The following is a 13,845-nucleotide window of genomic DNA, read 5'->3' as shown; positions in this document are numbered from 1 at the left end:
CCGATGGCCTTCTCACTACAACATCACACGCACGTCTCCCTCCGCGGCAACCGCGTCGTCCGCCGGCGTGACTTCCTCAAGGCATCAGCCGCTTGCGGCTTAGCGGCCAGTGCCCTTAGCTGGACCGACGTGCTCGCCGCGCGTGCCGACGAACTTCGCGACCGCGGCATGGCCTGCATCCTCCTCTGGATGAGCGGCGGCCCCTCGCAGTTCGAAACCTTCAGCCCCAAGCCGGGCCACGCGAACGGCGGCGAGACGAAGGCGATCGACACCAGCGTCTCCGGCATTCAGATCGCCGAGAACCTTCCCCACATGGCGAAGGTCGCCAACGAGCTCGCGATCATCCGCTCGATGACGAGCAAAGAAGGCAACCACCAACGGGCGACCTACTTGCTCCACCATGGCTACCTGCCGATGGCGAGCGTGAAGCACCCGACGCTTGGCGCCAACGTCGCCGATCAAATCGGTAGCGCCGCCAGCGAATTGCCGAGCTTCGTCCAAATCGGCGGCCGGCTGCCGAACTCAGGCGGCGGCGGGCTCCTCGGCGTCGATTACGATCCGCTCATCATTCAATCGGCCTCGAAGCCGCCGCAAAACACGACGCCATCGTCGGAAGCCACTCGCTTCGCCCGCCGGATGCAGTTGCTCGAATCGATGCAAGGCGACTTCGCCGCGGCGGGCGGCGCCCAGGTCGTCGCCGACCAACTGAAAGTCGCCAAGCGGGCGACCGACATGATCCACAGCCCGCGGATGGAAGTCTTCGACATCGAACGCGAGCCCGAGCAGGTTCGCGAGTCGTACGGCAGCGGCGAGTTTGCCGCGGGCTGCCTGATGGCCCGCCGGCTGGTGGAGCAGGGGGTCACCTTCGTCGAGGTCCACGCTCGGGGCTGGGACACGCACCAGGATAACTTCGCCGCCGTGCGAAATCTGTGCGGCAACGTCGATCAACCGTCGGCCCGCCTCATCGCCGACCTGAAAGAGCGCGGCATGCTTGAGAAGACGCTCGTCATTTGGATGGGCGAGTTCGGCCGCACGCCGCAGATCAACCCTCGCGGCGGCCGCGATCACTTCCCAAAAGCGTTCAACGTCGCCCTCGCCGGCGGCGGCGTCCGCGGCGGGCAAGTCATCGGCGCCACCAACGACGCCGGCACGGAAGTGACCGACCGCCCCGTGCTGATCCCCGACCTCTTCCGCTCGGTCTACCACACGCTCGGCATCGACGCCGACTACGAAAACATGAGCGGCGGCGGGAGGCCAATCAAAATCGTTGACGGCGGCGAGGTGGTTGAAGAGTTATTTTCTTAGCCACGAGAAGGCACAAAGGGCGCAAAAAGAGGCCTCTACTGTCTTTATTTTTGCGTCTTCTGCGCCTCTTCGCGGCTAAAAACTAAGGAGCAAGAATTTTGAGCGTCTTCGCATCAGCGTCGATCTCAACCTCGCCCCCCAGCGGCACGGTGCAGTTCTGCGGGTAGTGGCCGATCGGGAAGTTGACCAGCACCGGCACGCCGAGGTTTTCAAAGTACTGCCGCAGCACGCCGGTCGTATCGAACCGCTGGTCGTCGGTCAGCTTATCCTCTCGAACGAAGTCCTCGGTGAACTTGCCCAGCACGGCGCCTTTGATGTTGTCGAGCTTGCCGGCCAGCTTCAGTTGTTGAATCATCCGGTCGATCCGATAGGGCGCCTCGTTGACGTCTTCGATCACCAGAATCGCGCCATCCGTATCGATCGCGTACGGCGTCCCTTCGAGGGCAGAGATCAGCGACAGATTGCCGCCGACGAGCCGGCTCGTCGCCTTGCCTTTGCCGAACGAATCAACCTCAGAAACATCCTTCGGCACCTCGACCGTGTAGGGACCAGCCGGCGACTCGGGCGAGGCTTCGACGGCGCGAAGCAGGTACTTGCCAGTAAACTCCGTCGGCCCCTTCTCGCTGCCGAGCCCCGACGCCGGGCCTGGACCGTGAAAGCTGACAATCCCAACCTTATTCATCCCGGCATGAAGCGCCGTGATATCGCTGTAGCCAAGCAGCAGCTTCGGGTTCTTCTTCACTACATCCCAATCGATGAGCGGCATCATCCGCATGCAGCCGTAGCCGCCGCGCACCGCCAGCACGCCGTCGACCTCGGGATCGGCGAACGCTTCGTTGAACTCCTCCGCCCGCCGCTTGTCGCTGCCGGCGAGGTATCCCTCGACGTTGAACATGTCCTCGCGGAGCTTCACCTTGTAGCCGCGCTGCTCGACGTGATTCTTGAATCGCATCACCTGCTCGCGATCGGGCGGCCCGGCCGGGGCGATCAGCGCGATCGTATCGCCAGGCGCCAGCCGCTTCGGCCACACCAGCTTCTGCGGCTCCGCGGCGGAACAAACCGCGCTCACTGCTGTAATGGCTACTGCCATACTTACGACTAACTGCGTCTTCACTCGATGAATCATTGCTGCTCTTCGCTTGATGCGTTTAAGAAGTTGAACCGCCAAGGAGAAATCGAAAAGATGGAACCCGTATCACCTTCGTGCCATCCTTCGTGTCCGTCGTGCGTTCGTGGCTCAATTCCACCAAGCACAAGTCCAACTCTAACCGCCCCGCAAGTCGGCCGGCAACTCGCTTTCGAGTTCCATGCGCGAACACCCGGAACCCTTGCGCGATTGGGAGATTCCCGTCGCCGCGGCAATCTCCTCGGCAAGGCGTTCGGCCAATTGCCGCTTCGGAATGGCGGTGACCAGCGTATGGCAGGCGCCTCCCCGCTCAAGCAGTTCCACTTTCCAATAGGTCGTGGTGTTCGAACTCATCCCCGACTTGGTCGCCGTGACGCTGGAAATATTCTCCGCAGCCACCGACCGCTCGCGTCCGATGCCTGCGATCTGCCGCGTGTATTTCACGCCGTGGCTGCCAAACTCTAGTCGCGTCCGCTCCAGCACAGTGGAGACGAGCATCGGAAGTAAGACCACGGAAATGCCGCTGAACAACCAGGCAAGGAAGCGCGGAGCGCCGCTGTAAAACAACCCGACGCTGACGCCGATCCAGATGACGGTGAAGAGCGTGGCGCCGAACGACAATCCGCGCTGACGAGCCATCGGAAAGTTGAGTTGCTTCCGATCGGGCAGGTCCTCCTCCACACTGGCCCCCGATCCTCTGGCAATCGACTCCAGCGTGATCGGGGCGAAGAGCTTGCCGTCGTCGATCTCGATCGTCGACGGAGTCGGCGAGCTCGCCTCCGTTTTGAAGACTGGCACATCGAATTCAGCCCCGTAGTCGATGCCGGTCGTTTTTGCGGCAGCCGATAGCTTCCAAGTCACGCCGTTGGCGCCGCTATCGGGCAGGCCGTAGGGAATCACGAACTGGACCGGAATCAACGTCTCAGCGCCGCCGGGCGTGGAGAGGTTGCGGATAATGGTGCGTTCTTCGTCCCACAGCGTCGTCGTCTTCGTATGTTTCCCTTCTCGCTTACTTTCGACGCAGGCCAGCCGGATGACGATTCCCTCCGGCGACTCGATCGACCGTGGCACGTGGATCACCCCGGCCAAGGGGCCGCCCAGCACTCCCGGAACGGCGGCCATTTCAAACTCCGAGACGCCCCACTTCCAATGCTGCAGCCACAAATAGCAGGCCGAGACGGCCAGGACGAAGCCGACCAAGGGAAAGAGGCTGATCAGCGAGAGGATATACCACTCAACCTCGCCATCGGTCGCCGCCTGATAGAAAACCGGCGTGCTGATCAGATTCCAAAAACCGGCCATCAGCAGCGCTCCCCAGATCGGGCCCGCGCTTGTGCGGATTCGCCCTGTTCGCCACGCCTCTTTCGCAAGCCAAGGTTCCAGCGACGGCTCTTGGCTCGCCTTCGCTTCCGCCTTTCCGTCCCGTCCCAACGCCGCCATGATGGCGGCGCCGATGATGCCAAATCCAACAGCGCCGAAGACCAAGGCGAATATTGCTTTGAACGCCAGCATTCCCGGACGCAAATCACGAAAGAGAATCGCTTCGGCCGGGTCGGCTGGATTGACGTACGCGGTGATCGGCTTGCCTTGTTTGAATAGCCGCTCCAGTTCTTCGCCGCGTTCGCGCTGAAACTTGCCAATGTTATCGGCGCCTGCATGTAGGGCGACTCGATCGCACTCGTAGCTGTTGCCGTCGACCTCGTACCGATAGCGCGCAGTCGCCCGCTGGGAACCTGTGCCCTTGAGTTCAGTCTCCAAAAGCATGGCGGGCGTCGCCTGCCACGACTGAATCGCATTGTAAGTCCATACGTCGCGTACAACCCAGCCAGCCATAAACACGCCGACGCCGGCGAAGGGGAGCGCGAACAAGATCACCAAAATCGACTGCATCCACTGCTTAACGCCCGTGGCATTCTCGGTGCTTACAAGCGACTTCATTCGCATGGGCGTCGACTGCTACCGGTATTGGCTTTCAGAAATGTCTCGCGCAGAGGCGCGGAGACGCAGAGGGCATGTCGCAAAGAAATGATACCTCATGCGCACACGGCAAGCCCGTCGACAATTCGTCGAGCTAGGAGCAATCTTGCCTGAAGATGGACCGCACCACCGGCCTTGATCCACACAGCCGCTCTCAGCGCATTCCTTTGCGCCTCTGCGCCTTTGCGAGAGACCTTTCCCAGCGTCACGAACGGCAGACGCCCTAGACGTTAAACAAGAAGTGACAAACGTCGCTATCCTGCATCACGTAGTTCTTCCCTTCGACGCGCATCTTGCCCGCTTCGCGGATTGCCTTCTCGCTTTTGTACTGCTCGAGGTCGGCGACCGAGTACGTTTCGCAGCGGATGAAGCCGCGCTCGAAGTCGGTGTGAATGACGCCGGCCGCCTGCGGGGCGGTGGCGCCGACGGGAATCGTCCAGGCACGGACTTCCTTCTCGCCGGCAGTGAAGTAGCTCTGCAGGCCAAGGAGCTTGTAGGCGGCGCGGGCGAGGGCGGCGAGGGCGGGCTCGGAAAGGCCCATGCTTTCGAGCATTTCCTGCCGCTCAGCGTCGTCTAGTTCGACGAGCTCCGATTCGAGGCGGGCGCAAACGGGGACGACCGTGCCCCCTTCGACGGCGGCGCGGTCGCGGAGCTTTTTCACGTGGGCGCTCTCGCCGGCGAGGTCGTCTTCGTTGACGTTCGCCACGTAGAGCACTGGCTTCGTGGTGAGCAGCTGCAACTCGGACAAGATATGCGCCCGCGTCTCATCCTCGTACACCAAGCCGCGGACCGGCTTGCCGGCGGCGAGCAGGGCGTTGCACTCTTCGAGGATCTCGACGCGTTGCTTCGCATCCTTGTCGCCCGTGCGGGCGGTCCGCTTCGCACGATCGAGCATCGTTTCGACCGATTGCAGGTCGGCGAGCATCAGCTCGGTGTCGATCGTTTCCACGTCGCGGATCGGGTCGACGCTGCCTTCGACGTGGACGACGTCTCCATCCTCGAAGCAGCGGACCACATGCAGGATCGCATCGACCGTGCGGATGTGGGCGAGAAACTTATTGCCGAGGCCTTCGCCCTCCGACGCGCCGCGAACGATGCCGGCGATGTCGACGAGCTTCAGCATCGCCGGGATGATCTTCTGCGTCTTGATCAGCGCGCTAATGCGGCCCAAGCGAGGATCAGGGACGGCAACGGCGCCGACGTTCGGCTCGATCGTGCAGAAGGGGTAGTTTTCGCTGGCAATCCCCGCCGCCGTGAGGGCGTTGAACAGCGTGCTTTTGCCGACGTTGGGGAGCCCGACGATGCCTGCTTCCATTGAACTACAATCCTGACGCGGTGAGATCGTGACGCGGTGGGGGCGGCTCGGCGCCTATTAGCCATGCGAATGGCTGGCGAAACCCCGAATTCTAGCGGGTTTCGGCGGCTGGCGACAGCGGCAGCGAAGCGAAGGCTCCCGACCCCTTCTCGGCATCAAGTATTCGAAATCTTCGGCGCCCACCGCACCGGCTCGGGCGGGGCAGGGGAGGGCGCCGGCTCGGGGCCCGGCGGGTCGAGGTGGAGATCGAGCTGCGGGAAGGGAATCGAAATCCGGGCTTCGTCGAGCCCCAGCTTTACCGCGCGGATGATCGCCTGCTTGGCGGCGCCGAACGACTCCCGCTTCGCCCAGCCGCGAACCTGCCAGTTGACGCTCGAGGCGCCGAGGTCGGTGAGGATCACCTCCGGCGCCGGCGTCGCGACTACGTCGGCGACGCTGCGAACCGCCGCTTCGAGTACGGCCCGCGTCTGGTCGATGTCGTCGGCGTAGCCGGTGCCGACGTTGACGTCGGCACGCCGCACTGCGTGGTAAGTGATGTTCTCGATAACGGCGCCAAAGATTGAACTATTCGGCACGATGATCCGGCGATTGTCGCTCGTGTCGATCGCGGTGGTGAAGAGCTCGATCTCCGCGACCTTGCCGGTGTAGCTGGCGACGTTCACGGTGTCGCCGACTTTGTAGGGGCGGAAGATGAGCAGCATCGCTCCGGCGGCGAAGTTCGAGAGCGTCCCCTGGAAGGCGAGGCCGATCGCCAAGCCTGCGGCGCCGATGAGCGCGGCGAAGCTCGTCGTTTGGACGCCGAAGTAGCTGAGGCACGACAGCGCCGCGAGCAGCAAAATTGTCCAACGCATGAGCGTCGACAGAAACAGAGTGAGCGTCTCGTCGAACTTGACGCGCGTTAGCGTGGCGCGAACGACCGACGCCGCCCAACTAGAAAGCGTCCAAGCGAGCGTCAGCAGGACGAGCACATAGACGGCGCGCAAGCCAAGTTGGTACGCGGCATACTCCCACTCGGCAGGGTCCATCTTGCTGAACTGCAGGGTAAACAGTTCATTCAGCGTGTTGCTTTTCCACTCCTTCGTGCCGGGCAGCAATTCCGGCTTCACGGGCAAAGGAACAGCATCCTGAGCGGCTTCTAGAGCGGTGGCCTGAGCTAGCAAGGCGATGAGCATGACGGTACCGAACAAGCGAGGGTGGGGCGCCGGAGCGACGCGAAGCGGAGTTGCCCGATCGTGGTGCAACCGGTATCTACCTAAAAGGGAAGGCCTGCGTCGAGGTCAGCGCGGGCTCACGCCGCGGCTAGATGGGCTTTGCGGGGGCTTGCTAGCATTTGGTTGGGGGGATGCCCCGACCCGAAATCTATGAATTACCTTGCTCACGCCATCGATTGCCTCGACGATCCGTACCAAGTGGCGGGGGCGGCAACGCCTGATTGGCTCTGCATGACGCGGCCGCGGTTGCGTTGCCGATCGCGGCAGGCGGCGCCGTTTGTTGACGCCGACGACTCGAAGATGGCCTCCTACGCCCGCGGCGTCATGCGGCACCATGCCGATGACGATTGGTTCCACGAGACGGGCGCCTTCGGCGATTTGTCGATGGAACTCGCCCGCCAGGTCCGCTGGGCGACCGGCGACCGCGACGGGATGCGGCCCGGTTTTCTCGGGCATATTTTGGTTGAACTGCTGCTCGACGCGGCCCTCATTGCTGAAGATCGCCGCGGCGTCGATGCCTACTACGCGGCATTAGCGACAGTCGACGCCGAGTTCGTCGCCGCCGCGATCGGCCAGATGAACGGCTGCGACGCCAGCGGCGTGGCGGGACTGATCACGCGGTTCGTCGAACTGCGTTTCCTGTATGACTACATGGAAGACGAGACGCTCCTGTTTCGCCTGAACCAAGTGATGCGGCGGGTGAAGCTGCCGGAACTTCCGGGGCGGATGCTGGAGATTCTGCCGGGGGCGCGGAAGCTAGTGGCTGAGCATCGGGTGGCCCTGCTCACGCCGCGGCCCGTGGAGGCAACGGTGCTAGCAGCGGTTGCTCCTTAGCTACCTCCCCTGCAGCTAGAAGCTCATTAACGGCAAGCGTCTCTAAAGAGAATCCTCTGCTCCCTCCCCCTCAAGGGGAGGGGACCTCACGGTTTAATTTTACGTGAGGGACCGCATAGCCGCCTTGTGACTTCTGCCGCCGCGGCGATATCATCCGGCCGCTATGCCCCCCGAACGCGAACCCGCCGATCCCGATATCTTGCCGCTGCGCCCGATCGCGCCGCCGTCGGCGCCCGCGCCGACGAACCAGCGGTTCTCGCTGGAGCGGCTCTCCTCGGCCTTCGCCCGCTTGATGGGGACGCCCGCCGCCGCGCCCGGCTTGGCGATCGCGAAGCCGCAGATCGCGCTCGAACCTGAAGAAGAGCCTGACGACGATGATTCGTTACCCGTGACGCCGCGGATGATCATCGAGGGGATGCTGTTCGTCGGCAGCGCCGATGGCAAGCCGCTCCCCGCGGCAAAAATCGCCTCGCACATCCGCAATGTCTCCGCCGAGGAGGTCGAGCAGCTTGTCGCCGACCTCAACGCCAGCTACCGGCACGACGAAGCGGCCTACGAAATCACCGGCGACGCGGCCGGCTACCGGCTGCAGCTCCGCAGCGACCTCGGCATCCTCCGCGACCAGTTCCGGGGGCAACAACGGGCCGCCAAGCTCACGCCGGCCGCGGTCGAGGTGCTGAGCATCGTCGCCTACCGCCAGGGGGTGAGCGGCGAGGAACTCAACAAGCTCCGCGGCTCGCAAAGCCATGCGATCCTGGCCCAGCTGGTCCGCCGCCAATTGGTGCGGGTCGAGCGGCCTGCGGGGACGCCCAAAGTGGCCCGATATCACACAACCTCAAGATTCAACCAGCTCTTCGGCGTCAGCTCGCCAGCCGACCTGCCACGGAACGAGGATTTGGACGATTCGTAGCATCGGCGGTCTTCGGGAAGCCAATCTGCGAGAATCCGCAATCCACCAAACCCCATACCACCAAACAACTTACAAACCAGACCCAGGAAACCGCTCTAGTAGTTCCTGGTGCCGTGAGTAGAATCGGCGCGGCGACTTCGACAGCCGCCGGCCGCCCTTTGCGGCCCATGATCCTCCGAGGCGACTGAACACGATTCAGTCGTTACCGATTCGATCGGCGCCGCGCGACTACCCAGCGGCCATTCCCTCCTGAACCCCATTTCTGGGTCACTAGCTCCATCGGCATTGCTGCGCCGAAGAGCGACTCCGCCATGCCGCGCCGCCGTATCCTCGATGAACTTCGCAACCCGCCGCCCGTGGTGCTGCCGTCGCTGCTACTGTGCGACTTCGGCAACCTGGCCGCTGAGGTGAAGGCCGTCGAAGCTGCTGGCGCCCGGGCCTTTCACCTCGACGTGATGGACGGCAATTTCGTGCCGAACATCACGTACGGCATGCCGATCGTCGAGGCGGTCCGCCGGGCGAGCGACCTGCCGATCGACGTCCACATGATGGTGTCGAAGCCCGCCGCGTTCGTCGACGAGATCATCGATGCTGGCGCTGACATCGTAACGATCCACGCCGAGGCGACCGACGATCCCCGGCCGATTCTAGAACAGATCCGCAAGCGGGGCGCCTTGGCCTCGCTGGCGATCAACCCGCCGACGCCCGTCGAAGCGATTGCCGACGCGCTGCCGCTGTGCGACATGGTCCTGTGCATGAGCGTCATGCCGGGCTTTGGCGCCCAGCAGTTCGAGGCGGTGGCGCTGGACAAGTTGCGGGCCTTGCGCTCGCTCCGCAGCGACTTGCTGCTAGAAATCGACGGCGGCGTGAACGCCTCGACCATCGCCCAATGCACCGCCGCCGGCGCCCAGATGCTGGTCGTCGGCTCCGCAATTTTCAAGAAACCTGCCCCGTACGCGGATAGTTTGGCTGAGCTAACTCGCCTGGCCGCCTCGGGAACCCAATAGCGTCGAAACCGCCAGGCGGCAAACCCGGCGGTTCCAATCGACGCAACACTCAATGCCACTTACCCTAGTTGCCAGAACCAAGCAGAGAGATTCAGAGGTTGCTCGTTCGATGTTAACCATCTTGTTAGTCCGATCCGGGCTGACCGAGTACGACTGCCAGGGCCGAATTCAGGGAACGCTCGACGTTCCGCTGAGCGGCGAAGGACGCCAGCAAGCCGAGGCGACCGCCCAAGAATTGGCGGCCCGCGGCACGCAGATCGACGCCCTCTACGCCGGTCCGTGTCTGAGCGCCCAGCAAACGGCCGAGGTGCTGGCCGCGACGCTCAAGCAAAAGCCGAAGACGCTCAAGACGCTCCACAACCTCGACCAAGGCCTGTGGCAGGGCATGCTGTTCGACGACGTGAAGTCGAAGCAGCCCCGCGTGTTCCGCCAATGGCAAGAACGCCCAGACACGGTTTGCCCCCCCGAAGGCGAAACGCTTCGCGAAGCGGGCGAGCGGCTGAAGGCGGCGATCGCGAAGCTTACGAAAAAGCACAAATCGGGAACGATCGCCCTGGTGCTCGCCCAACCGCTGGCGAGCGTCCTCCGCTCAATGCTGCAGGCGGGCGCCCCGCCGACGCTCTGCCAGTCGGCCTGCGTCGGCAAGCCGCTGTGGGAGCCAATTGAGCTCGCTGCAGCGATCTAACCTGCATTTCTAGCCCCTGCCAATACTTCAACCATGAGGTTCCCTCCCCTTGATGGGGAGGGTTAGGGAGGGGTGATCGCAGCGGGTACCAGGCTTCTTCCCCCCTCCCCAGCCCTCCCCTCCAGGGGGAGGGAGCCAGAAGTATTGTTGAGTCGGTGGCTCCGCGAGGCGCTAGAGCCGTCAGCGCGGCACCCGGCCAACCTCCCCAGACCGCCATGGTTGCCCGCCGACGACGCTGATATACTGCGTACCGGCGATATCACCCCAGCAGCCGCCACATGTCGACCATCGTTTCCTCCCCGACCCAAGCCATGTCGTCCAGCGAAACCGAAGCTCCCGGCGGGCAGGGTAAACCTCCGCGCGAAAAACGCGGGGTCCCCAGCGGCCTGTGGATGAGCTGCGGCTCGTGCGGGGAGATGCTGTTTCGCAAAGCGGTCGAGCAGAACTTCAACGTCTGCCCGAAGTGCGACAACCACATGTACCTCAGCGCCCAGGGCCGCATCGCGTCGGTGCTGGACGAGGGAACGTTCGAAGAGTGGGACCGCGACCTGCAGTCGGTCGACCCGCTCGGCTTCAACGATAAGAAGTCGTACCCCGACCGCATCAAGTCGGAACAACAGCGGACCGGCCTCCGCGACGCGGTGGTCACCGGCAGCGGCATGATTCGCGCTCGTCGCGTGGCGTTCGGCGTCACCGATTCGGCGTTCATCATGGGGAGCATGGGCTCGGTGGTCGGCGAGAAGCTGACGCGGCTCGTCGAACGCGCCACGGAACAACAGCTGCCGCTGATCATCGTCAGCGGCTCAGGCGGCGGCGCCCGCATGCACGAGGGGATTTTCTCCCTGATGCAGATGGCCAAGGTCTCCGCCGCGCTCGCCCGGTACGACCAGGCGGGGGGCCTGTTTATCTCGGTCCTCACCAACCCCACAATGGGCGGCGTCGCGGCGAGCTTCGCGTCGCTGGGCGACATCATCGTCGCCGAGCCGAAGGCCCTCATCGGTTTCGCCGGCCCGCGGACGATTAAAGCGACCATCCGGATTGAACTGCCGGAAGGCTTCCAGACCAGCGAATTCCTGCTGGCGCACGGTTATATCGATCGCATCATCCGCCGGCACGATTTGAAGAGCGAATTGGCCCGCGCGATCGACTACTGCGGCAAGCGCTAAGCCCAGCGTTTTCTTGCCCGCATCGCATGCCCCATCTAAATTGGAGTGGTGGCCGCTAGGGCCATTTAGCCCCGCCGCTCGCGGCGGGAAGCGGCCTGACGACCGCCGCTAAATGGGCGTATTTGCGGCCACGATTTCAACGCTTCGTTCCGTCGGCGTTCTCCACTCCTTTCACCGAATCGCGACATCCTATGGGTATCGGCGGCTTCTTCAAATCGCTGATGGAGGGGGGCAAAGTCGACGTCACCCGTCGTTACGAAGTCCTCCGCGAAGCCGTCTCCGGCACGATGAGCAGCTTCCAGGCGGTTCGCGATCGGAACACGGGCGAGATCGTCGGCCTGAAGGTGCTCGACAAGGACAAGACCGAGCAACTCGAACAGCGCTTCCGCGGCCTCAACAAGCCAAGCGAAGGCGAGATCGCGATGCAATTCAACCATCCCCGCATCGTCCGCACGCTCAGCCACGGCATGACGAACAAGGGCGAGCAGTACGTCGTGATGGAGTATCTCGACGGCCCCGGCCTCAACTCGCTCATCATCGGACGCAGCAAACTGCTCGACGGCAATCGCGTCGCCCTGATGACGCAGGCGGGGGAGGCGCTGCAAACAGTCCACGAAGCCGGCTACATCCACCGCGACATCTGCCCGCGAAACTTCGTCTGCACGAAGGACGCCACGTCGCTGAAGCTGATCGACTTCGGCCTGACCGTTCCGGCGAAGAAGGAGTTCCAGCAGCCCGGCATCCGTACCGGCACGCCGAATTACATGGCCCCGGAAGTGGTTCGCCGCAAGCCGACCGACCATCGGCTCGATATCTTCGCCTTTGGCGTGTCGATGTACGAAATGTTTTCGTTCGAGCTCCCCTGGCAGCGGGGAAGCGGCGACGGCCTCGCCGCCATGGGGAATGGCCAATCGGCGCCAGTGCCGCTGGAAAAGCATTGCCCGAAGATCAACCCAGTCATTCGCGATGCGATCCACAAATGCCTCGAACCGGAGGCTGAAAAGCGGTTCGGTTCGATGAAAACGCTGCTCAACGCAATCCGCTCGGCGAAGACCGAAACGGTTTAAGGACTGCCAATCGAGGGGGTCGGGGGCCTTTTGCCGCTAGCGGCGCTCCACTCGAGCAGGCTCCCCAGCGGCAGAAGGCCCCCGACCCCTTCAATATTGGCCGACTGCCCCTGTTTCGGCCGATAACTGCCTTCGCAGCGTCGGCGGCGGCGGCACGCATTGCGGGGTTTACCTCGACCCGCTAGAATGCCGAATTCGACCGACCATCCGGGCGGTTCGCCATGCGAACGCCCTTCGACAATACCCTTTCACGATCGATCCGCCCGCGGGGCGGGAGCTTCCCATGACCATCGACAAGAGCCTGAAAGTCCGTCGCGGCGCCACGAGCACCCGGAACGTCCTGAGCCGTGCTGAGCGACTGGAACGCCTCAAGGAAAACGACCGCTGGAGCGAGGGCATGTCGCCCATCGGCATTCCGAAGGTCCGCGTGAAGAAGCTGTCGCTGAAGAAGAAAAAGAAGACCAAGGCCGAAGGGGACGACGCAGCCCCCGCCAAGGGCGCCAAGGGCAAGAAGTAAGCCCGTCAACCGCCACCATCGACTCACGAACACGAAGACCAAGCCGCTCGGCTTGGTCTTCGTTTTTTTGTGACGCATGCGTCCGCTGCGCGCCATTCCGAAAAGCTGCTAAATATTCCAAGACTCCACGCATTCCATCTCGCCTGCGTGAGTCCGCACCAGTCGCGAGGCTTGCCGCAACTGATAGTCGGAAATGACCGCCATCCTTCCGTCAGCCGATCGCTGCAACGACGCCAAGAGGCGGCCCTGGTCATCGTAGAGTTGCCACACTTCGCAACTCGCGCGATCCTGTCGATTGGCGCAGCGCGCCAGCCGAATTGCGGTGCGACCGCACGATGCTTGATGCACCTCAAGGATATCGCGATCCGCCGCTGCCGAGACGACGCGCCAACGACCGATGCGCGCCTGAATGATTCGCCCGCTCGCATCGCGCACGATTTCAACGCCGCTCGACGATCGCCGCGAACCTCGCAAGGTAGCGTTTTCCCCGAGGTTTACGCTATTTTTCTGCTCAAGCAATGTCGTTGGGGAAACGCCCGCGCCAACAATCGGACGGGGCGTACGGCGTCTCGTGGAGGAAAAAGCGACCATAGATTGCAACTTTGAAAGGAAACAATGAAGGCTGACGTCAACCGCGTCTTGCCGCATTGAAAAGCGAAATCGGCGAAGCCTCGTTACAGAGGGGGAAATACCCTTTCAAGTCCCGGCGCACGTCCCTGGACCTT

At 63.1% G+C, this 13,845-nt stretch carries 13 protein-coding genes; 8 read left to right on the top strand and 5 right to left on the bottom strand.

The window, feature by feature from the left end; genetic code table 11:
- Positions 1-3: 3 nt before the first annotated feature.
- Positions 4-1,305: a DUF1501 domain-containing protein gene (locus PLANPX_RS01380; RefSeq protein WP_152096996.1), complete on the top strand. Its 1,302-nt coding sequence runs from the start codon at positions 4-6 to the stop codon at positions 1,303-1,305.
- 82 nt (positions 1,306-1,387) lie between these two features.
- Here the strand turns inward: PLANPX_RS01380 and PLANPX_RS01375 are convergent, their stop codons facing one another.
- The 4 genes from PLANPX_RS01375 to PLANPX_RS01360 all read right to left on the bottom strand — a co-directional run bounded on the left by PLANPX_RS01375 (position 1,388) and on the right by PLANPX_RS01360 (position 6,895).
- Positions 1,388-2,431 (bottom strand): S66 peptidase family protein, encoded by a 1,044-nt coding sequence (locus tag PLANPX_RS01375; protein ID WP_152096995.1) that lies wholly within the window; start codon positions 2,429-2,431, stop codon positions 1,388-1,390.
- A gap of 138 nt (positions 2,432-2,569) precedes the next feature.
- Positions 2,570-4,369: a DUF3592 domain-containing protein gene (locus PLANPX_RS01370; RefSeq protein WP_172991788.1), complete on the bottom strand. Its 1,800-nt coding sequence runs from the start codon at positions 4,367-4,369 to the stop codon at positions 2,570-2,572.
- A 262-nt stretch (positions 4,370-4,631) separates the two neighbouring features.
- A complete protein-coding gene (gene ychF / locus PLANPX_RS01365) occupies positions 4,632-5,723 on the bottom strand; it encodes a redox-regulated ATPase YchF (RefSeq protein ID WP_152096993.1) in 1,092 nt (363 codons plus the stop codon).
- A 155-nt stretch (positions 5,724-5,878) separates the two neighbouring features.
- Complete coding sequence (locus PLANPX_RS01360) at positions 5,879-6,895, bottom strand: mechanosensitive ion channel family protein (RefSeq protein WP_152096992.1); 1,017 nt, start codon at positions 6,893-6,895, stop codon at positions 5,879-5,881.
- A 189-nt stretch (positions 6,896-7,084) separates the two neighbouring features.
- Between PLANPX_RS01360 and PLANPX_RS01355 the strand changes: the two genes are divergently transcribed.
- The 7 genes from PLANPX_RS01355 (at position 7,085) to PLANPX_RS01325 (ending at position 13,120) form a co-directional block, all read left to right on the top strand.
- Positions 7,085-7,768, top strand: coding sequence for a hypothetical protein (locus PLANPX_RS01355; protein WP_152096991.1), 684 nt, complete (start codon positions 7,085-7,087; stop codon positions 7,766-7,768).
- Positions 7,769-7,931: 163 nt separating this feature from the next.
- Entirely contained in the window at positions 7,932-8,678 is a 747-nt protein-coding gene (scpB, locus tag PLANPX_RS01350) for an SMC-Scp complex subunit ScpB (RefSeq protein WP_152096990.1), read from the top strand.
- 311 nt (positions 8,679-8,989) lie between these two features.
- On the top strand, positions 8,990-9,685 hold the full coding sequence (gene rpe, locus PLANPX_RS01345) for a ribulose-phosphate 3-epimerase (protein WP_152096989.1): 696 nt from the start codon (positions 8,990-8,992) through the stop codon (positions 9,683-9,685).
- A 121-nt stretch (positions 9,686-9,806) separates the two neighbouring features.
- Entirely contained in the window at positions 9,807-10,370 is a 564-nt protein-coding gene (locus tag PLANPX_RS01340) for a histidine phosphatase family protein (RefSeq protein ID WP_172991787.1), read from the top strand.
- 278 nt (positions 10,371-10,648) lie between these two features.
- On the top strand, positions 10,649-11,536 hold the full coding sequence (gene accD, locus PLANPX_RS01335) for an acetyl-CoA carboxylase, carboxyltransferase subunit beta (protein ID WP_152096987.1): 888 nt from the start codon (positions 10,649-10,651) through the stop codon (positions 11,534-11,536).
- A 191-nt stretch (positions 11,537-11,727) separates the two neighbouring features.
- Complete coding sequence (locus PLANPX_RS01330; protein WP_152096986.1) at positions 11,728-12,603, top strand: serine/threonine protein kinase; 876 nt, start codon at positions 11,728-11,730, stop codon at positions 12,601-12,603.
- A 283-nt stretch (positions 12,604-12,886) separates the two neighbouring features.
- Positions 12,887-13,120 (top strand): small basic protein, encoded by a 234-nt coding sequence (locus PLANPX_RS01325; RefSeq protein WP_152096985.1) that lies wholly within the window; start codon positions 12,887-12,889, stop codon positions 13,118-13,120.
- A 108-nt stretch (positions 13,121-13,228) separates the two neighbouring features.
- Here the strand turns inward: PLANPX_RS01325 and PLANPX_RS27085 are convergent, their stop codons facing one another.
- The gene (locus PLANPX_RS27085; protein ID WP_172991786.1) at positions 13,229-13,768 is read right to left on the bottom strand and encodes a hypothetical protein; all 540 of its coding nucleotides are present in this window, start codon (positions 13,766-13,768) and stop codon (positions 13,229-13,231) included.
- Between the last annotated feature and the right edge of the window lie 77 nt (positions 13,769-13,845).

This window comes from Lacipirellula parvula, from assembly GCF_009177095.1.
GTDB classification, from domain to species: domain Bacteria; phylum Planctomycetota; class Planctomycetia; order Pirellulales; family Lacipirellulaceae; genus Lacipirellula; species Lacipirellula parvula.
The sequence above is the reverse complement of the archived record's forward strand: the minus strand, read 5'-3'. Positions and strand labels throughout refer to the sequence as shown.